Here is a 23,464-nt window from a genome sequence, read left to right on the forward strand (position 1 = left end):
TTCTCGGTTTTTTTGTTAATTAAAGTCTGTTCAGCAGCAAAGATACTCGATAAAGATTGAAAGAATAAAAAATGCATTGTTTTTCTGCGGAATTTCTTACCAAAAGAATAAAATTTATTATCTTTCGAAAAAAATAACAATTGAATAAAACCATTCTTTGCTCTATGTTGATTACAACAACAAACACTATTGAAGGAAAGCACATTGTTGCATATTATGGGATCGTTAGCGGAGAAACCATTATCGGTGCCAATATTGTAAGGGATTTTTTTGCTTCCATTACGGATGTAATTGGAGGACGTTCCGGAGGTTACGAGAAAGTTTTGCGCGAAGCGAAAGATATTGCGTTGCAGGAAATGAGTGAACAAGCCCGGAGAATGGGTGCAAATGCCATTCTGGCGGTCGACATCGACTACGAAACCATCGGCAACAACGGCAGCATGCTGATGGTTTCAGCATCGGGAACAGCAGTGAAGGTAGAGTAACAAGACCCGTCATTTAGAAACCAACTGTCAGTTGCACACACTTCAAAAATAAAGCGGGACCTCTGTCCTTTACTGGTTCCGGGGTAAATATTCTCCCGATTTTTGTTTGAAAACTTTTCACAAACAAAACAGCAGTTTTGACGACAAACACAATATAATTAGACAAATGAAAACGACAACAAAATTATTTTTTACAGCCATTATTACTCTGAGTTTCATATCTTCTGCGGATGCGCAGGATTGGGCAAATTTAACGCGTTTCAAAGAAGACAATGCGAAAATAGGGATGCCAAGGACGTGTGACGACCGTGTGGTTTTTATGGGCAACTCCATCACACAGGGATGGATAGAGAAAGTACCGAAATTCTTTGAAAACAGACCTTACATTAACCGGGGTATAAGCGGACAAACCACACCTCAAATGCTTGTCCGTTTCCGCCAGGATGTCATAAACCTTTATCCGAAAGTAGTGGTTATTCTTGCCGGGACAAACGATATTGCCGGAAATACCGGACCCTCGACACTGGAAATGATCGAAGACAACATCCATTCTATGACTGAGATCGCACAATCCAACGGAATTCAAGTAGTGCTTTGCTCGGTTCTTCCTGCATTTGAGTACAAGTGGAGACCCGGCCTTGAACCTGCCGAAAAAATTGTAGAACTGAACCGCAGGATAAAAAAATATGCAGAAACACACGGTGCTGTTTATTGCGACTTCTTTTCAGCCATGGCCGATGAGCGAAACGGATTGCCTGAAAGCTTGTCGGGCGATGGTGTGCATCCCAACGTAGAAGGATATGCCCTTATGGCTCCCATTGCCGAGACAGCAATTGCCCGTGCCCTGTTGATGTGGAAAGATAATCCGAAAAGAAAATACTGAATTAACTTACGAATTTACGAGTTGAAACCCGGGACCTGGAGTCTTGAATCATTCAAAAGAAATCCCTATTCCTGAGTCTCGGCTCTTGTGTTTACATAAATATGAAAATTCTTGCAGATGCGCATATTCCTTATCTGAGAGGTATTGCCGAACAGTTTGGCGAAGTGGAATACTTGCCTGGAAATCAATTCACGAAAGAAGCCATTGGTGATAAAGACGCACTGATCGTACGTACGGTTACTCATTTTGGGAAAGACATTCTTGAGGGAAGCAGTGTAAAGCTGATTTGCTCCGCTACGATCGGTTTTGATCATATCGACACCCGATATTGTGACGCAACAGGTATTGCCTGGCGCACAGCACCGGGTTGTAACGCCAACTCCGTGGAACAATACGTAACAGCTTCGCTTTTGTATATGGCAGATAAATACGGATTCCGTCTAGAAGAAAAATCAATAGGAATTATTGGCGTGGGCAATGTGGGTAGTAAAGTGGAAACGGCTTGCCGAAAACTGGGAATGCATGTATTACTAAATGACCCACCGCGGGAAGAGAGGGAGGTCGGAGAAAAGCCCGGAGTAAAGGGAAAAACTGCTTTTGTGGATCTGGATACGATAAAGAAAGAAGCCGACATCATCACCCTGCATACACCGTTAACAAAAACCGGAAGACACAAGACCTATCATCTGGCGGACGAATATTTCTTTGATACACTGGATAAAAAGCCGTTTGTCATTAATTCTTGCCGCGGAAGTGTGGTGGACAACCCAGCCATGAAAAAGGCGCTGAAAACAGAAAAACTTGCCGGAGCGGTAATCGATTGCTGGGAAAACGAACCCGATATCGACCGGGAACTATTACAGATAGCCGACATCGCCACACCACATATCGCCGGATATTCGGCTGACGGCAAATGGACAGCAACCAAAATATCGCTTGAAAACCTGAACGAGTTTTTTGAACTAGATGTCTATCCAATAAAATTAATGCAGCTTCCTCAGCCGAATAATCCGGTTATTGACTTAAGGGAGGTTGAACCGGATCGTCAATTGGCTTATGCAGTCTGGCAAACCTATAACCCCATGATGGAAACAATGAATCTGAAAGCAGATCCCGATAAATTCTACTGGTTTCGATCCAACTATCCGCTGCGCAGGGAATACGGAGCTTACGAAGTAAAAAATGCAGACCCAGGGGTTGTTCCTATCTTAAAACAACTCGGGTTTGATGTATAATCAACCCGGCAATTTTCACGTCGATGGATATTTCTAAAAAATACCTAAATGTGATCGGTTTATTTTTTGATATCACATAAAAAAGGTAATTTTGTTGTATGTTGTTTCAAATTATCCAGGATAGAGAGTAAGTGAGTATAATGATGGATAATGCGATTATCTCTTTTGGAAAATTCAATAAACAAAAAATAAAAATCAATCGGAAAATGAGAAAAATTTCTTTTTATGCTCTGCTCGCCGGGCTTGTTTTTACTGCTGTATCGTGCAGCAATTTAAAGCCTCTTTCACAATCAAACTTCAATGCAACCCCATCTCCCTTAGAAACTGTTGGCAACAGTGTGCCCGTAACCGTTAACGGAACTTTCCCCGAGAAATGGTTCAACAAAAACGCAACCGTAAAAATTACTCCGGTATTGAAATATGCCGGTACCAAAGAATCCTACGGATCTGCTCAGGCTTACCAGGGAGAAAACGTTTCAGGGAACGCCATTGAAATTCCGTATAACCGTGGGGGAAACTTCAACATGAGTTTCACCTTTCCCTATCAAACCGACATGCTGACTTCGGAACTTTTTATGCGTTTTGATGCCAAAATCAAAAATAAATCCGTAAAACTTCCCGAGGTAAAAGTAGCCGACGGTATCGTTGCCACTTCGGCGCTGGCAAGTGCTCAGACAACTGCTCCATCTGTTGCCGATGATGGCTTTCAACGCATCATAAAGCAGACACAGGACGCTAACATTCATTTCGTTATCCAACAGGCAAATATCCGTTCATCCGAAACAAACACGCAAGATATGCGTTCGTGGCAACAACGGGTTCAGGATGCATTCAACGATCCGCGCCAGAACGTAGACATTGAGATTTCTGCTTACGCATCGCCCGACGGAGGTCTTACGTTGAACGAAAGATTAGCTGCTCAACGTGAGAAGAACACGACACAATACCTGGAAGGTGAGCTGAAAAGAAGAAAGATTGATACCGATGTAAACGCCCGCTACACGGCACAAGACTGGGAAGGGTTCCGCCAATTGCTGGAAGCATCGGATCTACAAGATAAAGAGCTCGTATTAAGAGTTTTATCCATGTATCCCGATCCCGAAACACGCGAGCGTGAAATCAAAAACATCTCGTTTGTTTACAGTGATCTGGCATCAACCATCTTACCGCAGTTACGTCGTTCACGTATCACGGCAAACATCGAGATTATCGGAAAATCAGATGAAGAGATCATGGAATTCTGGCGTGCCAATCCTAAAAAACTGTCGGTGGAAGAATTGCTTTACGCTTCCACGCTCACCGATAACGATGCCGATAAAGAAAAAATTTATCAATACGTTACCGTAAATTTCCCGCAAGACTACCGGGGATGGAATAACATGGCTACCGCTTATTACCAGCGCGGCGAATACAATAACGCCAAACAGGCGTTAGACCGTGCAGCCCTGGTTTCACCCAACGCAGCCGAAGTGAATGTAAACAAAGCGCTATTCGCTATGATGGACGGAAATACACAATCGGCAAAAGAATTACTGGGCAGGTCATCAGGGGCAAACAACCTGGAGGCAGCTATGGGATTACTTTACCTTATGGAAGGTGATTATAATCAAGCTGTTGATGCTTTTGGAGATACAAAATCGAACAACGCCGCATTAGCGCAAATCCTTACAAAAAACTACAACGCTGCTGATATCACGCTGAAAGCTATTAAAAATCCTGATGCATTGACCTACTACCTGATGGCTGTCGTTGGATCGAGAACGAACAATTTCAACGATGTGATGACCAACCTTCGTTCCGCAACAACTATGGATAAAACAATGGCTACCAGAGCATTAAATGACCTGGAGTTTGCAAAATACAGGACAAATCAGGATTTCATGACTTTACTAAGATAAAATTTAAAACAGTTTCTTAAATATAACGATAAAATGGAGTGCCGGAAGCGCTCCATTTTTATTTTATTGTAAAAAATAAATTCATATTTGTAAAGAAACCGTAAAACCCGTACATTTGTTACGAAAATTTTATTATTCATGTTAAAAGAGAGTTATTATGCTTAAATCGTTGAGAACTAAAATATTTTCCAGCTTTATGTTGCTCGTGCTGATGCTGGTAATTGCCGGAATTATGTCAATTATTGAGTTCAACAAGGTGGGAGTATCCATTAAGAATGTCATGGACGATAACTACAAATCCATTGAGCAGACCAAACAAATGTTGGACGCGTTAGAAAGGGAAGACAGCGGCTTGTTGATGTATCTGATGGGAAACCGGGAAATGGGAAGCCAAACCATTAATACGGCCTATTCAGCAATACAGGATGCCATTAAAATAGCCCAAAATAACATTACCGAAAAAGACGAGGATAAATACATCAATAATATTATAAAAAAATACGAAGAATTTCATACTTCCGTTAAGCAAACTACCGATACCAGCGAACAATTAACATTGGAAGAAAAAAACGAAATATACCTCCAAAACCAGCAATTGTTCTTTTCAGCAAAGAAAGCCATCAATGAGTTGATGCAACTTAACCAGGAAGGGGTTTACAAACAAACAAACACGATGAAAGAAAACTCAAAAAGGGCGATGATGCCAGCCATTGTATCTATTGTCGCTGCCATCGTTTTCGCTTTATTACTTAATTTCTTCATATCCGAATATTTTATTCGTCCAATCAATCGGCTTATCGATGGAGTAAAATCATTTTACCCGGAAAAAGGCATCATAAATAGTGGCATCAAGTCAAACGACGAAATTAAGCGCTTGGAAACCGAAACGAATAATCTTATCGGAAGATTGCTGCGTTTAAAAAATAAATAGAAATGAGAGTCAGCGTTATTGCAAAATATTTAGGTTTTGTATTGTTATTCAATGCATTACTTATGTATATTTCTGCCGCTATTTCCATTTTTCTAGGAGAAACTTCTATAACCCCCTTACTGTATAGCGCTATCTTATGTACAATTGTAGGAGTGTTTCCACAAATCTTTGTAGAAAAAACAGAGGAACTAAAGTCCCACGAAGGAATTGCGATTAGCGTTCTGGGATGGATATTAACATGTATCGTAGGCGCAATTCCATATTTCATGTGGGGCGGTGAATTCACCTTGACAAATGCCCTTTTCGAAAGCACAGCCGGTTATACAACTACCGGATCGACCATTCTTACCAACATTGAAGTGTTGCCCAAAGGTCTTTTGTTCTGGCGATCGGCAACACATTTTATCGGAGGAATGGGAATTATTTTGTTTGTGTTATTGATTCTCCCCAATGCCAAAGCAGCGCGGACCAGCATCTACAGGTCTGAAGTATCCGGGCTCTCCATGTTGAATTTTCAGATGCGAATGCGGGAAATCGTACGCATTATCGGCATAGTCTATACAAGCCTGATACTGGTTGAAACAATGATTCTATGGGCACTGGGAATGACCTTTTTTGATGCTATTTGCCATTCATTCGGAACACTGGCAACCGGCGGTTTCTCTACTAAAAATACCAGCATTGCCTTTTACAACAATATTTGGATAGAAATCACCATTTCCTTTTTTATGTTGTTGGGAGGTATGCATTTTGGACTTATATACGCTACCATAACAGGTAGGAAACAAAATCTTTTTACTTCTGACGTTGTTAAAACTTATTTGACCATTATTTTTATAGGCATCTTGTTTATTGCATTCAAACTTGTCAACGATCACGTATACAACTGGGGAGAGGCGTTTCGGCACGCGTCGTTCCAGGTAGTTTCGTTAGTTACTACTACCGGTTTTGCTACTGTGGATACGTCTGTTTGGCCCATGTTTACCGTTGTTGTCCTTATCTATTTTTCCATTCAGTGCGCAATGATTGGTTCAACCACGGGAGGGCTAAAATTCGATCGGGTATATCTCTTTTTTCAAACATTTCTTAAACAAATTAAACAGACAAATCACCCTAACGCCGTCTATGTGTTGAGAATGGATAAGACCCTTATCAGCAGCGATATTGAACTACAATCAATGGCTTACATCATCGTTTATCTGGTCATTCTTCTAACTTCTACCCTGGCATTATCTGCCATGGATATCGATCTTATCACATCCTTTTCAGGGTCTGTTGCCACTTTAGGTACTATTGGTCCGGGATTTGGAAAAACAATCGGATCGATGGGAAACTTCTCTACTTTGCCCGATGCTGCAAAATACATTTTTTCGACTAATATGCTGTTGGGACGTTTGGAAATTATGAACGTGATTGTATTGCTTGTTTTTCTGACAGATAAAAACAGATAAAATGACCCGCTGGGAAGTAATTGTAAAATATTTAGGATACGTGCTGTTATTTAACGCGTTGTTTTTCTATATTTCCGCCTCAATTTCATTCTTCTTTCACGAAAACTCACTCACTCCGCTTTTATACAGTGCAGTGGTCTGTACAATCCTTGGCTCTTTTCCACTAATATTTGTGGAAAAAATTGATGAAGTTAACTTCCGCGAAGGAATGGTAATCAGCGTTTTTGGATGGATCCTTACCTGCTTTGTCGGTGCTGTACCGTATTTCATGTGGGGTGGCGAGTTCACGTTTACCAATGCCCTTTTCGAAAGTGTTTCGGGATATACTACCACGGGAGCAACCATTTTGAAAGACGTAGAAGCGTTAACCAAAGGATTGTTATTTTGGCGGGCATCCACTCATTTTATAGGTGGTGTGGGAATCATTCTGTTTGTTCTATTGATTTTACCCAGTGCCACCGGTACAAGATCGAGTATTTACAACTCGGAACTATCCGGATTGTCTAAATTAAACTTTAAAATGAGAACACGCCAAATAGCGCGTGTTATCGCCGTTGTCTATCTTAGCCTGATCATTATCGAAATTGCACTTCTTTGGGTATTGGGTATGAATTTCTTTGATGCTATCTGTCATGCTTTTGCAACAGTGGCAACGGGTGGTTTTCAACCAAAAACTTAAGCGTGGCATATTACGACAGTGTTTGGATAGAAGTCGTCATTATGACATTCATGCTGTTGGGGAGCATTCATTTCGGATTATTGTACGGTACCGTAACGGGGAACAAAATGAATGTATTCACGTCAAAGTCCGTCAGGACTTATATAGGTTTAATGTTTTTGGGAATCATTGTTGTTGCTGCAAAGTTAACCAACGACGGGTTTTACTCGTGGTGGACATCCCTCCGGTACGCTTCGTTTCAAGTAATATCTCTGGGAACAACTACCGGCTTTGCTACTGTGGACACTCCAAACTGGCCGATACTTACCATTATCATTATCATGTATTTTACGATTCAGTGTGGAATGGTCGGCTCCACGTCAGGAGGATTAAAATTTGATCGTGTATTGCTCTTTTATCAATCACTGAAACGGCAGATAAAACTTGTCTTGCATCCGAGCGGCGTATATATATGGTATGACTTCCATATCGGCTTCCATTGCTACAATTGGTAATGCAGGACCCGGTTTTGGAAAAGTAAGTTCACTTGGAAATTACTCATCCATCCCCGATGCGGGAAAATATGTTTTATCGATAAACATGCTGTTGGGACGTCTTGAAATTATTAACGTCTCATGTTTCGCACTTCCCTCAAACCATTGACAAAGAAATAGAAGGGAAATGCATTATTATCTATATCTCTGTACTATAACATTTTATATTTTACAATTTCTCAATCGTCCTTAACCATCACCGAACAACACAGTGCAATGATCATGGATTCTGCTTTTGGATTGGCCAACATTTTTTCAAGTAAATCATCGGCATCCATCTCCAATACCTCGCATACTGAGCAGACTAACTCGATGAACAGCCCCCATAGCCGTCTGTCGAGTGTTTCCCTGAGCACATCGGCGTTCATTGACCGATAAAGTGCCCCTTTCGACTCGTAGTTATCGTACCGGAAACGCAGTGTCAATAACAGATAGGCTATCATGCTGATGGTCGTTTCTGCTACCTGGGCGTCAAAGTTACTGGATTGACATCTTCCCAGGTTCAACAATTGCTTCGATTCTCGATTGAACACCTCCACAACCCATCTTACCTGGTAATGCCCGATCAATCCCTTGAACGTCAGTTTCGTGTCCGTCGTCAACAAAACCTTCCATTTGTCATTTTTGCCCCGACGACTAAAGAAAAGGCAGATCTCAACACCTTGGTACAGCACCCTGGCCTGTTTGTACTGGTAACCCAGGGAACGGCAGCGCCTGGGTTTGCCCAGCATGTTATTGATCTGGGCGTGAGTCAGGCTCTTACCCTGATACTCAAACTTAGTCTTTGCAAACTTGTACATCCCGATCAGGTGAACTTCCTTGTCCTTCACACTCCGGATAGCCTGTATCAACGCATCGCAAGTAAACCAGCTGTCCACCAGGACGTAATCAACACGAAGCCCGCGATAGATGGCCGTGAAAAACATCCGCAGGACCATCTGAATCTTGTTCGTGTCCAGTTCTTCCACACGTTTAGCGGTGTACGAGTCCTTGATACGCTTGCAACTGTATTGCTTGCGGATCTGCTTTTTGGTCATCCCAAACGGGCGTTCCTGCTTTTTCCCTTTTTCCCGGTGAAGACTGAAATCCAGTGGTATGGAGGACTTACCGTCCCAGTACATCATCACCAACAGCTTGAATCCAAGCACGTAGCTGTTGGTTACATGATCCCATACCTTCCCGATCTTCTCTATACGCTTCCCGGTTTTAGACAGGGTGGTGTCATCGAAGATCAGGTAACGGGATGAGGTATCATCTACATCACTATCTTTGGACGTCACCGTCAGAAAACGATGCACAAGATGCCACATAAGCATCCGCCAGCATATGATGGAACTGTTCTTCAAGCGATAGAACACATCCTTGCCCATGGTGGAACCTTCACCTGTGGGGCTGTTCAGATAGGAGTTGACCGTCTTGTCTGAACTGACCACCATGGAGACCAGCAGGGCCAGGACCATTTTAAAATCATATCCCCGGGTCTTGAACCATTTGAACTCAGAAAGACCTTCGCTTAGCTTCAACGCCTTGAAGCGGCTAAAAATATCTTCAGCGGAAACCCTGCCGGGGGTAAAGTCCGCTTTCAACTCTTGAATCTTTTTAATATCTTTGTCCTGCAGCATATTTTAATGGTTTGGTTTCCATCGCTAAGATAATCATTTTCAATGATATATTAGCTAAAATATGCTGCTTTTTTTATCTCTTATCCTCTGATTATCAACTTCATTTTTAACTGCGAAACATCAGTTAACGTCTTTGCCTTGTTTACGGTGTTAACCTACAAAAAATAACCGTTTTCTGGGAAGAAAAATGTATCTTTGCACCCTATTCAATGGTTATTTAGCTTCGTTGAAATTCGCTACGCATTATTCAACAGTAATTAATTGCGGCAAACAAATGTTCACCGGAACAACAAATTTCCATTAAATTGAAAATTGCCCTTAGGCATATTTACTGAATTACAATCGAATTACAACTGAATGAACATGAACTTTGTAGAAGAACTTCGTTGGCGAGGCATGATCCACGATGTGATGCCCGGAACGGAAGAACAGTTATTGAAAGAACAAACGTCGGGGTACCTGGGAATTGACCCCACAGCCGACTCTCTCCATATCGGACACTTAGTGGGCGTGATGATGCTGAAACACCTGCAACGCTCGGGACATACACCAATAGCGCTTGTTGGCGGAGCCACAGGAATGATCGGTGACCCATCGATGAAATCGGCAGAACGTAACCTATTGGACGAAAACACCTTGCGGCATAACCAGGAAGCGATAAAAAAACAACTGGCCAAATTCCTCGATTTTGAAAGCGATATTCCCAACAAAGCTATTTTGGTAAACAATTACGACTGGATGAAGAATTTTTCGTTCCTTTCGTTTATTCGCGATATCGGCAAGCACATCACGGTTAATTACATGATGGCGAAAGATTCTGTAAAGAAACGTCTGAGCGGTGAAGTCAGTGAAGGCATGTCCTTCACCGAATTTTCTTACCAGTTGATGCAAGGATACGACTTCCTTCACCTGTATCGTGAGTACGGATGCCGCTTGCAAATGGGTGGAAGCGATCAATGGGGTAACATCACTACCGGGACCGAACTTATCCGCCGGATTGCAGGCGGAGAAGCTTTTGCGCTGGTTTGTCCACTCATTACTAAAGCCGACGGCGGAAAATTCGGTAAAACCGAAAGCGGAAATGTATGGCTGGACAGCCGTTATACGACACCTTACCAGTTCTATCAGTTCTGGCTGAACGTGAGCGATGCCGATGCCGAAAAATATATCAAGATTTTCACGGCATTATCGAGGGAAGAGATTGAATCTCTGGTGGCAGAGCAACAGTCTGCCCCGCATTTGCGCCCGTTGCAGAAACGTCTGGCAGAGGAAATCACCGTTATGGTTCACAGTCGTGAAGACTACGACATGGCCGTTAGTGCATCGGAAATTCTTTTCGGGAAATCCACCTCTCATGCCTTGCGTTCTATTGACGAAACCACCTTTCTTCAGGTTTTCGATGGGGTTCCCCAATTCAATATTTCAAGAAGTCTGGTTACTGAAGGTATAAAAGCGGTGGATTTATTAACAGAAGCGGCTGCCGTTTTCCCATCTAAGGGTGAGATGCGGAAAACCGTACAGGCCGGTGGTGTATCGATAAATAAAGACAAAATTGATGATTTTGAAGCAGTTATAGATGAATCTCACCTTATTGCCGATAAATATATCCTGGCACAGCGGGGTAAGAAAAACTATTACCTGCTGATAGCCATATAACAATCGCTTTTCCCTGCCTGCATGGATAAAAAAAGGAGGTATCAATTCCAGGTTTCAGCCCAGCATATCGATTTTCAGAAAAAAGTATCGTTGTCGTCTTTGTTTCATCTAATTTTAAAGACAGCTGGAAAAGATGCTGACAACAACGGGTTCGGTTTGCTGAAACTGCAATCGGATGACTACACGTGGGTCCTTTCACGCTTCGTCATGGATATGGAAAGGTTTCCACTGGAAAACGAAAACATAACCATTGAAACGTGGATTCAAGACGTGGGTACAATGTTTACCACACGTAATTTTCGAATCACCAACGGTGAAGACCGGCTTATCGGTTACGTGTCATCTTCGTGGGCAGTAATTGATATGAAAACCCGACAGGGAGTTCTGTTGGACTCGTTAGCGTCACTGAACGCTTTTGTATGGCCGGAAACTATCCCCATAGGTGTCCCCACCCGCATTGCCAACATCAAAGGCGACATAGCCAACCGATTTGAAGTAAAATACAGCCACATCGATGTAAATTGTCATGCAAGCAGTCCGTTTTACATTCAATGGATAGCTGACTGCTTTTCGCTGGATTTTTACAGGAGGCATAAGTTAAAAAGATTTGAGATAAATTTTCTGAAAGAAATAACGTTCGGTGACACCGGAGTCGTTTACAGGGAATCGAAAGCTAAAAACGATTATCTTTTTCAACTGGTTACTTCGGAAAAAGGAATTTCCTGCCGTGCACGGATACAGTTTGAAGATGAGGGAAACTGCTGATTTGGATCCGGGAGTAAAAAACATCTCCCAAAAATTTGGTCATTTACAAATATTGTTATACTTTTGCACTGCTTTTCACGAAGCACATTAAGGATTGTCCTATGGTGTAATGGTAGCACTCCTGGTTTTGGTTCAGTCAGTCTAGGTTCGAATCCTGGTAGGACAACAATACCTAATGAATATCAAGGTTTTACGTAATGGTGGCACTAAAAGTGGTACTGATTAACGTAAAACCTTGTTTTTTTATTGAAATATTGCAGTCAAAATTTAACTTTTATACCAAGCTGATGACCGAAATTTCTATCGAATGTATCGAAAAGATAAAGACTCATTTCTTCAATAAAAATCGGCGATACTTTATCCACTGTTTGCCTTTTAATAAATCAATCTTAAAAAAATTGAAAAATGGTAGCATAATTAAGAACTAGTCATTATCTATATAGTGATGAATAACAAATAAATAACTAAAATTCATCACCGTGCTAACCATCAACGAAATTACGGAAATTTTCTATTTAGGCGACGAATTTTCAAAAGAATTTGAAGTAACTTTCAAAAAATATACTTTGGAAGAGTCCAAAGACAAAAAACAAAGGAATAACCGAACAGGCTATCCGACAGTGAAGTGATGACCATACTGATCGCTTTTCACTTAAGCGGAATGCGCAACCCGAAACACTTTTACGTGTTTTATGTCAAGCAGCGTTGGAAAGAAGAGTTCCCGTGTCTTGTTTCTTATAACCGGTTTGTGGAATTTCAACAAAAGAAGGTTCTTCCTTTGGTCTCGTTTCTGAAAACCTGCCGTATGGGAAATTTCACGGGAATCAGCTTCATGGATTCCACCGCATGGCAAGTATGTCACATCAAGCGGGAATATTCCAACCGCGTATTTGACGGTATGGCAACCGAGAGTAGGACAACCTTGGGCTGGTTCTTTGGTTTTAAGTTACACATTATCATTAACGACAAAGGTGAAATTATCAGTTTTGTCATTACCCGGGGTAACGTGGATGACCGCCATCCGCTCTCGATGGAGAGTTCATTAAAGGAGGAGAACTTCCGTTGCAAGACAGGGTAATGCTTCGCAAGAGAGCCGTTATTGAATCGGTAAACGATGAATTGAAGAATATCTGTCAGATTGAATATACACGGCACAGGAGTTTTACAAACTTTATCACCAATCTGGAAGCATGGTTACTGGCGTACAACTTTTTGCCGAAGAAACCTTCTATCAGGGTAGACTTTGTAGATGACAAACAACTTATGCTATTTAAAAAATCATATCGAACTCACGTTAATTTATTGATAAACAGTAATTTATTGGAGTTGTACAGATCAAAATATTCAATTGTTATCGGTGAAGAAAGCAAAGTAAGATTCATATGCAGATTGTGAAACGGAATCATCATAAAAAAATCCCGCATTCTGATGAAGCGGGATCAATTCCGATATTGCCAGGTCGGTTCAGTTATTCAGTAAGGCATTTTCAACTGTTTCTTTCGAAAGTTTTTTCGTGCAGAAGAACCAATCATAACAATGCATATCTTCCTCCTTGGTTTCCATTCGTTCTTTAGCGACACCGCAAGAACCGGCTGTAGGTACGATCACTTCATCTCCCGGACGCCAGTCCGCTGGAAGGGCCACACCAAACTCATCGGCTGTCTGCAAACCGAGAAGAATACGTTTCAGCTCATCGAAATTACGGCCCAATGACAGGGGATAATAAATAATTGTCCGGATTATTCCTTTGGGATCTACAAAAAAGACGGCACGCACAGCCTGAGTTGAGTTTTCATTGGGCTGTATCATACCATACTTTTTGGCAACTTCCATCGTGATATCTTCAATCAGCGGGAAGGTAACCTCTACATTTTTCATTCCTTTGTACTCTATTTTATCCTTGATGGTACGCAGCCATGCAATATGACTGTATAAACCATCTACGGACAAACCGACCAACTGACAATTCAGCGCATCGAAATCTTTTTGCATAGAGGCAAAGGTCATGAACTCGGATGTGCAAACAGGAGTAAAATCAGCAGGATGACTAAAGAGTATCTTCCATTTTCCGGAAAAGTCTTCCGGGAAATTAATAATGCCCTGGGTTGTTTTTGCAGTAAACGAAGGCGCTTTGTCTCCAATTCTTGGCATAGAAGTGGTGTTTTCTTGATTTGTTTCCATTTTCATCTTTTTTTAAATTAATTACTATTTGATATAAGTGAACATATTACAGATATAGATATACAATAATAAACTGGAGATTCTTAACACATGTATGACACGACATTTCCCAATACCTAATAATTATTTTTCACGTGACCAAGGCCAAGCCGCGATACCACCCTCCAACACTTTCACATTGGTGAACCCGTTTGCCTCTAATATCAAGGCGGCTTCATATCCACGCAGTGATATTTTACACCAGGTGATTATTTCCCTGTTTTTATCTTCAGGCAGCTCGTTCAACCTATTCCGCAGTTGTCCCAAAGGGATCAGTCTTTCACCAATACCCAGTCGGACCTCCTCGAATTCATTGGGATTACGTACATCCAGCAAAAGCATAGGTGCTTTTTCTTTCAGTTTATTCTTCAGCTGTTCGGCAGAGATACCTTTAAATAAACCTTTTAGTTTATTCTGCATGATGTGAGCCGTGGCTATGCTGTGATCAATGGCCAGTGAAAAAGGCGGTGCGTACGGAAGATCGGCGTTTACCATGTCATCTATACTGAACTTACCTTTAATTGCCATCGCCCAAATGGCAACCTGTTTGCTGACATCACCCGGTCCGATTACCTGTGCACCCAACATTTTTCCGGATTGTTTATCTACCACCAGCTTGGTTATCAGTAAATTTCCTTTCATAAATCCGGGCTTATCCAGGCTTGCATTGACGACGGTTTCAATATTTGTGTAACCTTGCTTCAGCGCATTCTGTTCAGAAAGGCCAGTAGAACCGACCGCATAGTCAAACACCTTGCAAATTCCGGTCTGTATAGTACCGGGGAATTTTACTACATTCCCGGAGATCAGGTTCTCACCTGCTACCCTTCCCTGTAGATTGGCCAGATCGCCAAAAGGAGCATGAACCGGTCTATAGGTAATCAGATTGGGAATCTCGATACAATCGCCAACGGCATAGATATCGGGATCGGATGTCTGCATATACTCATCGACCAGGATACCCCCCGTTTCTCCGATGGTCAAGCCGGCTTCTTTTGCCAGTTTATTATTCGGTGTAACACCTATTGCCACCACCGCCAGATCGCAAAGTATTTCGGTTCCATCCTGTAGTTTTACAGCCTTCAGTATCCCGTTTTCTCCTACAAAAGAAGCTACACCGTTTTGCAGGATTACATTCGCCTTCGTCTGCACATATTTTTCCACTAGGCGGGCCATCTGTTTATCGAGAAAGATGAGTAACTGAGGTAATAATTCTATGATTGTGATATGGATACCTGCAAGATGGAGCGCTTCTAGTGTTTCTATCCCTATCAAGCCACCACCAATCACCACAGCCTTTTTAATCACACCTTCATCCTTGATTTTCCTCAGGTAGTCTGCATCTGACAGTGACTGCAGTGTGGTTATCCCTTCCAGGTCGATACCAGGAACAGGCGGTTTACGGGCGAGGGACCCAGTGGCAATCACCAGCTTATCATATGCTGCTGTTCCTTTTTTACCTGTAGTGAGATCGGTAAATTCTATCTTTTTTTGCTCCCTGTCAATGCGTGTTACTTCTGTCAGCACCCGGGTGTTAATTTTTTTGGCATTCCAAAAAAAATTGGCATCACGTACAACACCAGCCGGTGAACAGAGAAGCTGGCTGCGATTATCAAAAAAACCGCCCACGTAATAGGGATATCCGCACGAAGCCATCGAAAGATCTGATGCTTTCTGAAAAATGGTAATTTCGGCATTTTCGTCCATGCGACGTGCTTTAGAAGCTGCTTTTGGCCCTGCAGCAGAACCGCCTATAACAACAATTCTTTTCGTACTCATAAAACAACAAATTTCATTTTTCTCCCGCATTAATCGGTATTAACTCGTTATTGCCAAAACTTGTACAATCCTTACAGCGTACATGGTTCTCGATACCCCCTATCAATTTGAAGCAACGTCTGCAACGAAACCACTCTTTGTCAAACAGCACATTACCACCTTCTATATTGATCATCTTTCCTTCCACCAATGCCTGTGCAATTGTTTTACGGGCTTGTTCATAGATACGCGTCAGGGTGGGCCGGGAAACGTTCATCCGTTCCGCTGCCTGATCCTGGTTCAAACCTTCATAATCCAATAATCGGATTGCTTCATATTCGTCATACAGCAATGAAACAGCACTCAACCTGTTTCGTGGAATGCCAAAGGGCTTGAATCCCTGCATCAGGGGAGGATTGGATATTTTTCGGTTTTGTTTGGGACGAGGCATAATTTCAATTCACAGTTAAAAAGTTGATTTTATTACTTTAAATTTCAAAGATATGGAATAATTATAAACTTATGCTCATTAATGGAATTTTTTTTGATAAATAATTTCACGATCCTGATTGTTGAATTATCATATTTTTTAGAGTGAGATCGTTTTTATTGCATTGTTTATGTTACAAAAAAAAAATCACCTAAAATATATCGAAATATTTGCATATTGAACATATGTTCATTATATTTGCTGCGTGAAAAAAATGGATTGTCCATATTGGCGATCTCAAAAAACAACCAGGAAAAAAACATCTTATGAAAGTAGCCATCACATCATCAGGAAAGGAATTGACATCACTTCCGGACAAGCGGTTCGGACGCTGCAACTGTTTTGTTATTTACGACACCGAGAACGATTCGGTGGAGATTGTGGATAATCCCAACAGGGAATCCAACGAGGGAGCGGGACCTGCCGCAGCACAACTGATTGCATCGAAAGGAGCTGAGATGATCATCACAGGACATTTGGGCGGAAAAGCAGCATCGGTTGTGCAACAGCTCGGGATAGGAATGACTCCGCTGGATGACAATCAGAGGAGTGTAGAAGAAGTGATTCAAAAGATCAAACAACACAATTAAACAAAAGGAGGTTATTATGCCAGGATTTAACAGAAAAGGCCCAGATGGAGAGGGCGCCATGAGTGGAAGAGGACGGGGACGTTGTAACCCGTCGAACAGAGAGTCCAATAACTTTGATGCTCCGGCAGGACGTGGGGCGAATGCACCCTTCCGGCCAGATGCTGGTAGAGGATTGGGTCAAGGTCAAGGCATGGGCCGTGGTCAAGGCGAGAGAATGAGAAGAAGAGACGGATCCGGTAGAAGACGAATGGGATGAAGCAGGTGATCGCAATACCCCTGGAAGAGGGAAGACTCTGTCAGCACTTTGGCCATTGTCAGCAGTTTGCTATTATCGAGGCGGAGGAAGGAACCATTGTGAACGAGTATTTGGTGACACCTCCACCGCATGAACCGGGACTGCTGCCAGCATGGTTATCAGAGAGAGGCGTCACCGAGGTGATTGCAGCAGGTATCGGACAGAAGGCCATTCGACTGTTTCAGCAGCAAAATATCAGGGTGCACGTGGGTGCCGAGTATAAAAGTCCGCGGGAGTTGGTTACCGATCACTTCCAACAGTCGCTGGTCACCGGCCTCAATGCCTGTGATCATTAGATGAATTTATTCTGTGGAAGCAGATTATAGATGTTATTTTTGCTTTGCCCGCACCTTCGAGCGACTGATAGAGAAGTATACACTCACCGCTACTGAGAAAAAAGCGCTTGCCGCTGAGTTGTTCTCACTCTTTCACAATGGGACCTCCGGTTTTTCAGTCCCCACTCTCTCAAGAGAACTCTATCGTCTCTTCAGGGAGAAGAGTGGCGTGGCCGATCCATACGAACAGATCAAATATGAGAGCAACGAGCGCCTGCTCGGTGAGTATGCGATGTTCCGGGAGATGATTGACCAATCGGATGATCCCTTCGAGATAGCATTGCGACTGGCGGTTGCCGGGAACATCATCGATTATGGGGTGAGTGATCACCATGATCTGGAAGAGACGATAGCGAAGGTGCTGGATAGCCCTTTCGCTATCAATCATGTGGGACGGCTCAGACGGCGGCTGGCTGAAGCCGGGACGGTCCTCTACCTGGGCGATAATGCCGGCGAGATTGTCTTTGACAAGCTGTTCATCGAAACCTTTCGTCACCCCAATATATGGTATGTCGTGCGAGGGGCACCGGTGATCAACGATGCCACCCGGAGAGATGCCGCCCAGGTAGGGATGGAAGAGGTGGCACAGGTGATTGACAACGGTTACGATGCGCCTTCAACCCTGCCGGAGAAGTGTTCTCACGCCTTTCAACAACTCTACAATGAAGCCGATCTGGTGATCTCAAAAGGCCAGGGCAATCTGGAGGGGTTGATTGATGCCCCCAGGGGGGATATTTACTTCCTGTTGATGGTGAAGTGCGATGTGATTGCCGACAGGCTGGGAGTAGCAAAAGGTAGTTTTGTATGTGCAGACAACAAATCGAAAAAAGAAAAGACAGGATGAAGATCGCCATAGCCAGTGGTAAGGGAGGTACCGGTAAGACATTTGTCTCCACTAACCTCTTTTGGGTAGCCTCACAGAAGGGCATCGATTGTGCGCTGGCCGACTGTGATGCGGAGGAGCCCAATGTCGCGGAGTTTATTGCCGGTGAGGAGGAACAGGTTGATGAAGTCTATCAACAAGTGCCGGTGATTGATCCGGAGAAATGTTCCTTCTGCGGGAAATGCTACGAATATTGCAGTTACAATGCCATCCTCTACCTGCAGGAGAAGAGAATGATTCAGGTCCTTCCCGATCTGTGCCACGATTGTGGTGCATGCAGCTATGCTTGTCAAGCGGGAGCGATCACCGAACATCCCAAGCTCCTGGGCAGAGTGACGCGTGCTGTTTACGGTGCCGCTCAGCATCTTGTCGAAGGTCGTGCCGAAGTGGGGGTTTACACCCCTGTGCCGGTCATCACCCATACCATTCGTGAGGCTGGCGACAGGGAGCTGGTGCTCCTCGACTCACCACCCGGCATCTCATGTTCCTTTATCGCGACAGTCGACAGGGCCGACTATGTGGTGCTGGTCACTGAGCCCACGCCATTCGGTCTGCACGACCTGGAGCTGTCGGCAGCTACCGTCCGGCAGCTGGGTAAGCCGTTTGGTGTGGTGGTCAACAGAGCCGGACTGGGAGACAACGAAATATACCGGTGGCTGGAGCAGGAGTCTATTCCGTTGTTGCTGGAGGTCCCTTTCGACCGGGAGGTGGCACGCATCTATGCCGAGGGAGGGTTGCCGGCAGCAGTGGATGACTCCTACCGGGAGATGTTCAGCCGCCTGCTCACTCAAATCGTTCAACAGAAAGTCATATGAGACAGATCGTCATTATCAGCGGAAAGGGAGGAACAGGCAAGACAAGCCTGAGTGCGGCACTGGCAACCATGGGTGAACAGCTGACGGTAGCCGACTGTGATGTGGATGCAGCCAACCTTCATCTGCTGCTGCAGCCGGATGATCACTCCCGCCACCCTTTCTCCACCGGTGCCAAGGCGGTAATCGACCAGCAGCTATGTACACAATGCGGTGCCTGCATGGATGCCTGTCGCTTCGATGCGATCCGCTACCAGGAGGATCGTTACATCATCTCTGAGACATCGTGTGACGGATGCCGTCTCTGCATGCGTATCTGTCCGGCCGATGCCATCAGTATGATTGAAAGCAATGGCAGCTACTGGACTTCCGGCACGTTCCGTAACGGCTGGATGGTCCATGCCCGGCTGGAGCCGGGTGAGGAGAACTCCGGCAAGCTGGTCAATGTGGTGCGTGAGCAATCCCGTCAGCTGTCGGAGCAGATGGGTGTGGAGACCATTCTGATTGATGGTCCTCCCGGCACCGGCTGTCCCGCGATCTCAGCTATGAGTGGCACTGATTTGGCACTGTTGGTTACTGAGCCGAGCCGCTCCGGTTTTCATGACCTGAGGAGGGTGAAGCAGTTGGCCGATGGGTTCGGTATTCCCTCTGTTGTAGTGATCAATAAATATGATCTGAATGAGCAGGTGACGGCCGAGATTGAGGCTTGGTGCCGCAGCGGGAAACTCCCCCTCATCGGCAGGATTCCTTTCGAGCCGGCGGTGGTGGAGGCGATGCTACAATGCCGTACGGTGGTTGAGTGGGCGCCCCGCTCGGCAGCAGCCGGTGAGATCGCTGCTATTCACCGGCAGATTTTCCAGTCGTAGTGACAGAACCAAATAAAAAGAAGAAGCGATGATCAGTTTTGGACCCGTACCCTCCAGAAGATTGGGCCAGAGCCTGGGGATCAATAATATCCCCGGGGATAAGATTTGTACCTATGCATGTATCTACTGTCAGGTGGGTGCCACCCGCCATTACACCCTCGAGAGGCAATCGTTTTACAGTCCGGAGCAGATTTTCAAAGCGGTCGAGGAGCACCTGAGTAAGTTGCAGGGGATGCCTGACTATCTCACTTTCGTGCCGAACGGTGAACCCACACTTGATATCCACCTGAAAGAGTCGATCCGCCTGTTAAAGCAGAGCGGTATTCCGATCGCTGTGATCACCAATGCATCACTACTGGGTGACGCAGGGGTGCGTGATGCCCTCTCGCTGGCCGACTGGGTATCGGTGAAGGTGGATGCCAACGATGAGGCTGTATGGAAGAAGATCAACAGACCCCATCCCAGGCTCACCTTCAAAGACTACATGGAGGGGCTCATGACTTTTGCCTCTTCCTACCGGGGGATCCTTGCTACCGAAACACTGATGGTAGAGGGTGTCAACGATGGGGCTGAGCTGTTACAGCACAACGCCTCACTGATTGCAACGATCAAACCGGCCACAGCCTATCTCTCCATTCCCACACGTCCTCCGGCCATGCGGAGCGTGAAGAAACCGGATGAGGAAGCCATCAACAGGGCTTACCAGATCTACACTGATGCCGGACTGCACTGCGAGCTGCTGCTCGGCTTCGAAGGCAGTGATACCGGTTTCACCGGCGATGCCAGGGAGGATATCCTCAATATGAGTGCTGTGCATCCCATCCGTGAGGAGACCATGGGTGAGATCCTGCGCAAGAACAGGGCTGATAGCAGTCTGCCGGATCAGCTGGTCCGCGAGAAAGAGATCAGGGAGGTGATCTATCAGGATAAAAAATTTTGGATTCGTAACTTTACAAGAGCAGAGGGTATAGGGCTGGCATGAGGTTGACTATCTTGATGGCATCCTCTTCGTAGATCGGTTGTCCGGTTTACAAAAACGATTGATACAGGGTAAACTGAACAAAATAAAAAAGAAAAGAAGATGAACGAACAATGTAATACTGCCAAAAAGCCGTTCGAGAAAACGAGGCTGCCCAATATAAAAAATTTGCTTATCGTTGCTTCGGGTAAAGGGGGAGTAGGCAAGTCGACCGTGGCTGCCGGCCTGGCCCTCTCTCTGGCCAGAGAGGGGTATGCAACCGGCCTGCTGGATGCCGATATCCATGGTCCCTCGGTACCCACTCTCTTCCACCTGAACAACCAGCGGCCGCTATCGATGGAGAAAGAGGGGAAGATATGGATTGAACCGTTTGACCGGTACGGCATCAAGGTGATCTCGATCGGTTTCTTTATCGACCCCTCCCAGTCGCTTCTCTGGCGAGGACCCATGGTGTCGAATGCGCTCAAGCAACTGCTCAACGATACCGACTGGGGAGAGCTGGATTATCTGGTGATTGACACCCCGCCCGGCACCGGTGATGTACACCTGACCCTGCTGCAGTCGTACGAGATCACTGGTGCCGTGGTGGTGACTACGCCGCAGACCATCGCACTGGATGATGTGATCAAGGCGATTGGCATGTTCAACAACAAGAACGTCTCTGTGCCTGTGCTGGGAATCGTGGAGAACATGGCCTGGTTCACTCCCTCGCTGCATCCCGATGAGAAATATTTCCTCTTTGGACAGGGGGGAGGTGAGAAGCTGTCACAACAGTTTCATCTGCCCCTGATCGCACAGATACCCATGAATGAGCAGATTCGCCAAAGCTGTGATGAGGGGTCGCTAGACAACCTCTTTCAGGATGAGCAGATACAAAAAGTATTCTCCGGCTTGGCGGATACTATTTTGGCCAATCAGAGAAAAGAAAGCACGCATAAATAGAACAGCAGTATGATCGAGTACGACTACATTTTCCGGGTCTTGTACCCCGATACTGACCAGATGGGAACCATGCACCATGCCAATTACGCAAAATACTACGAGGCAGCACGTTGGGAATTGTTCCGGAGTATCGGTATTTCTTACAAGTCGGTCGAAGATGCCGGATACATGCTCCCGGTTATCAGGATGGATTTTCGTTTCCTCAAAACCACCCGGTATGATGCTCTGCTAACTGCAAAAACAACCTTGACAGCCGTTATTGGAAACCGTGCCTTGCACCTGATTTTGTTTTAAAAGCCATTCACGCTAACCTGAAAACATAAATCGTCGTGTATTATATCGCATATAAAACCATTGGAATTGTCCATTCTTCTTTTCCTGAATCCCAGGAATCCCGATCCAGATCGCGGCTTCAGGCAACCGGCCATCAAAACGTAAAAGTTTTTGAAAGCGACATGATAGCCCTGCCTTATAAAGGGGAAAAATAGAATGAGGCTTGTGGGATCCTGCCCATCAATCAGGATTTTAAGCAACAACTGAAAAAATTAGCCAGGATGAAACAAAAGTGGTGTAATCAATCAAAACTGAACCTGAGCATTGACATCATCATGTTATTACTGCTCATGCCCTTGGCGGGAATCGGCTTCCTGATAAAATATGTTCTGATCCCCGGTATTCAGCGGAACGAACGCTACGGGGCTGGTGTTGAACTGGAATTTTGGGGACTAACGCGTCACCAATGGGGATCCATTCACCTGATCATCAGCATCGTTTTTCTCGTTCTTTTACTTCTTCACATTATTCTGCATTGGAAAATGATCGTTGGGATCTTCAAACGGATGATCCCTGATAAAGCTTTACGTGCAATATCGGCCACACTGATTGCCGGTGCCGGTCTTCTCATGATTGCATTTCCTCTTTTTGTGAAACCGGAGATCGTTACAAGGGAATCGTTACATCTGAACAGAAAAATCAGACAAGAAACTCTCCAAATCGCGCCGCCAGGAGAAATCCGTAAAGAAGTGTCAAAAGAAGCTAACAAGGATGTAGTGGTTTCCCCCCCGGGCGGGACTGAATAAACCGAAACAGACTCTATCCGGAACTGAATTCGTCGACCTTGAAATCAACGGAAGGCAAACCCTACAGTTTGTTGCCA

Annotated in this window: 24 protein-coding genes, 1 tRNA gene and 1 pseudogene; 22 read left to right on the plus strand and 4 right to left on the minus strand. The window is 44.6% G+C overall.

Features of this window, described 5'->3' with window-relative positions:
- Positions 1-164: 164 nt before the first annotated feature.
- From AACM02_RS10200 to AACM02_RS10235, 8 genes are all read left to right on the plus strand, one after another.
- Positions 165-485 carry a heavy metal-binding domain-containing protein gene (locus AACM02_RS10200; protein WP_332456724.1) on the plus strand — a complete coding sequence of 107 codons (321 nt, stop codon included), beginning with the start codon at positions 165-167 and terminating at the stop codon, positions 483-485.
- 166 nt (positions 486-651) lie between these two features.
- A complete protein-coding gene (locus tag AACM02_RS10205) occupies positions 652-1,368 on the plus strand; it encodes an SGNH/GDSL hydrolase family protein (RefSeq protein ID WP_339116885.1) in 717 nt (238 codons plus the stop codon).
- 101 nt (positions 1,369-1,469) lie between these two features.
- Complete coding sequence (pdxB, locus tag AACM02_RS10210) at positions 1,470-2,603, plus strand: 4-phosphoerythronate dehydrogenase PdxB (protein ID WP_339116886.1); 1,134 nt, start codon at positions 1,470-1,472, stop codon at positions 2,601-2,603.
- A gap of 206 nt (positions 2,604-2,809) precedes the next feature.
- Positions 2,810-4,501, plus strand: coding sequence for a hypothetical protein (locus AACM02_RS10215; RefSeq protein WP_339116887.1), 1,692 nt, complete (start codon positions 2,810-2,812; stop codon positions 4,499-4,501).
- Positions 4,502-4,658: 157 nt separating this feature from the next.
- A complete protein-coding gene (locus AACM02_RS10220) occupies positions 4,659-5,432 on the plus strand; it encodes an MCP four helix bundle domain-containing protein (protein ID WP_339116888.1) in 774 nt (257 codons plus the stop codon).
- Between the two features lie 2 nt (positions 5,433-5,434).
- The gene (locus tag AACM02_RS10225) at positions 5,435-6,883 is read left to right on the plus strand and encodes a TrkH family potassium uptake protein (protein WP_339116889.1); all 1,449 of its coding nucleotides are present in this window, start codon (positions 5,435-5,437) and stop codon (positions 6,881-6,883) included.
- Between the two features lies 1 nt (position 6,884).
- Positions 6,885-7,562 (plus strand): potassium transporter TrkG, encoded by a 678-nt coding sequence (locus AACM02_RS10230; protein ID WP_339116890.1) that lies wholly within the window; start codon positions 6,885-6,887, stop codon positions 7,560-7,562.
- Positions 7,563-7,564: 2 nt separating this feature from the next.
- On the plus strand, positions 7,565-8,056 hold the full coding sequence (locus tag AACM02_RS10235) for a potassium transporter TrkG (RefSeq protein WP_339116891.1): 492 nt from the start codon (positions 7,565-7,567) through the stop codon (positions 8,054-8,056).
- 218 nt (positions 8,057-8,274) lie between these two features.
- Here the strand turns inward: AACM02_RS10235 and AACM02_RS10240 are convergent, their stop codons facing one another.
- The gene (locus tag AACM02_RS10240; RefSeq protein WP_339115938.1) at positions 8,275-9,717 is read right to left on the minus strand and encodes a transposase; all 1,443 of its coding nucleotides are present in this window, start codon (positions 9,715-9,717) and stop codon (positions 8,275-8,277) included.
- A 363-nt stretch (positions 9,718-10,080) separates the two neighbouring features.
- Between AACM02_RS10240 and tyrS the strand changes: the two genes are divergently transcribed.
- The 4 genes and pseudogenes from tyrS to AACM02_RS10260 form a co-directional block, all read left to right on the plus strand.
- Positions 10,081-11,373: a tyrosine--tRNA ligase gene (gene tyrS / locus AACM02_RS10245; protein WP_339116892.1), complete on the plus strand. Its 1,293-nt coding sequence runs from the start codon at positions 10,081-10,083 to the stop codon at positions 11,371-11,373.
- Between the two features lie 21 nt (positions 11,374-11,394).
- Complete coding sequence (locus tag AACM02_RS10250; RefSeq protein ID WP_339116893.1) at positions 11,395-12,138, plus strand: acyl-ACP thioesterase domain-containing protein; 744 nt, start codon at positions 11,395-11,397, stop codon at positions 12,136-12,138.
- Positions 12,139-12,233: 95 nt separating this feature from the next.
- Positions 12,234-12,304, plus strand: a tRNA-Gln gene (locus AACM02_RS10255).
- A gap of 313 nt (positions 12,305-12,617) precedes the next feature.
- Positions 12,618-13,386, plus strand: a pseudogene (locus tag AACM02_RS10260) (IS982 family transposase); the annotation flags it as partial.
- Between the two features lie 216 nt (positions 13,387-13,602).
- On the opposite strand, the gene AACM02_RS10265 reads toward AACM02_RS10260, so the two are convergent.
- The 3 genes from AACM02_RS10265 to AACM02_RS10275 all read right to left on the minus strand — a co-directional run bounded on the left by AACM02_RS10265 (position 13,603) and on the right by AACM02_RS10275 (position 16,567).
- Positions 13,603-14,319 (minus strand): peroxiredoxin, encoded by a 717-nt coding sequence (locus tag AACM02_RS10265; RefSeq protein WP_339116894.1) that lies wholly within the window; start codon positions 14,317-14,319, stop codon positions 13,603-13,605.
- 123 nt (positions 14,320-14,442) lie between these two features.
- Positions 14,443-16,137, minus strand: coding sequence for an FAD-dependent oxidoreductase (locus AACM02_RS10270; protein WP_339116895.1), 1,695 nt, complete (start codon positions 16,135-16,137; stop codon positions 14,443-14,445).
- 13 nt (positions 16,138-16,150) lie between these two features.
- Positions 16,151-16,567: a DUF134 domain-containing protein gene (locus AACM02_RS10275; protein ID WP_339116896.1), complete on the minus strand. Its 417-nt coding sequence runs from the start codon at positions 16,565-16,567 to the stop codon at positions 16,151-16,153.
- Positions 16,568-16,872: 305 nt separating this feature from the next.
- On the opposite strand from AACM02_RS10275, the gene AACM02_RS10280 reads away from it, so the two are divergent.
- The 10 genes from AACM02_RS10280 to AACM02_RS10325 all read left to right on the plus strand — a co-directional run bounded on the left by AACM02_RS10280 (position 16,873) and on the right by AACM02_RS10325 (position 23,387).
- Positions 16,873-17,196, plus strand: coding sequence for a NifB/NifX family molybdenum-iron cluster-binding protein (locus AACM02_RS10280; RefSeq protein ID WP_339116897.1), 324 nt, complete (start codon positions 16,873-16,875; stop codon positions 17,194-17,196).
- Positions 17,197-17,212: 16 nt separating this feature from the next.
- The gene (locus AACM02_RS10285) at positions 17,213-17,452 is read left to right on the plus strand and encodes a DUF5320 domain-containing protein (RefSeq protein WP_339116898.1); all 240 of its coding nucleotides are present in this window, start codon (positions 17,213-17,215) and stop codon (positions 17,450-17,452) included.
- Positions 17,449-17,787 carry a NifB/NifX family molybdenum-iron cluster-binding protein gene (locus AACM02_RS10290; RefSeq protein WP_045089215.1) on the plus strand — a complete coding sequence of 113 codons (339 nt, stop codon included), beginning with the start codon at positions 17,449-17,451 and terminating at the stop codon, positions 17,785-17,787. The genes AACM02_RS10285 and AACM02_RS10290 overlap by 4 nt, the downstream gene beginning before the upstream one ends.
- A gap of 13 nt (positions 17,788-17,800) precedes the next feature.
- The gene (locus tag AACM02_RS10295) at positions 17,801-18,670 is read left to right on the plus strand and encodes an ARMT1-like domain-containing protein (protein WP_339116899.1); all 870 of its coding nucleotides are present in this window, start codon (positions 17,801-17,803) and stop codon (positions 18,668-18,670) included.
- Positions 18,631-19,524 carry an ATP-binding protein gene (locus AACM02_RS10300; RefSeq protein ID WP_339116900.1) on the plus strand — a complete coding sequence of 298 codons (894 nt, stop codon included), beginning with the start codon at positions 18,631-18,633 and terminating at the stop codon, positions 19,522-19,524. Before AACM02_RS10295 ends, AACM02_RS10300 begins: the two co-directional genes overlap by 40 nt.
- Positions 19,521-20,387 carry a P-loop NTPase gene (locus tag AACM02_RS10305; RefSeq protein WP_339116901.1) on the plus strand — a complete coding sequence of 289 codons (867 nt, stop codon included), beginning with the start codon at positions 19,521-19,523 and terminating at the stop codon, positions 20,385-20,387. The genes AACM02_RS10300 and AACM02_RS10305 overlap by 4 nt, the downstream gene beginning before the upstream one ends.
- Positions 20,388-20,415: 28 nt before the next feature.
- Positions 20,416-21,369, plus strand: a complete 954-nt coding sequence (locus tag AACM02_RS10310) for a radical SAM protein (RefSeq protein ID WP_339116902.1) — start codon at positions 20,416-20,418, stop codon at positions 21,367-21,369.
- A gap of 99 nt (positions 21,370-21,468) precedes the next feature.
- Entirely contained in the window at positions 21,469-22,308 is an 840-nt protein-coding gene (locus AACM02_RS10315) for an Mrp/NBP35 family ATP-binding protein (protein ID WP_339116903.1), read from the plus strand.
- Between the two features lie 9 nt (positions 22,309-22,317).
- Positions 22,318-22,602, plus strand: coding sequence for a thioesterase family protein (locus AACM02_RS10320; RefSeq protein ID WP_339116904.1), 285 nt, complete (start codon positions 22,318-22,320; stop codon positions 22,600-22,602).
- Positions 22,603-22,862: 260 nt separating this feature from the next.
- On the plus strand, positions 22,863-23,387 hold the full coding sequence (locus AACM02_RS10325) for a DUF4405 domain-containing protein (protein WP_339116905.1): 525 nt from the start codon (positions 22,863-22,865) through the stop codon (positions 23,385-23,387).
- The last annotated feature ends 77 nt before the right edge of the window (positions 23,388-23,464 follow it).

Origin of the sequence: Petrimonas sp., from assembly GCF_963921705.1 — a bacterium.
In the GTDB taxonomy this organism is placed as follows: domain Bacteria; phylum Bacteroidota; class Bacteroidia; order Bacteroidales; family Dysgonomonadaceae; genus Petrimonas; species Petrimonas sulfuriphila.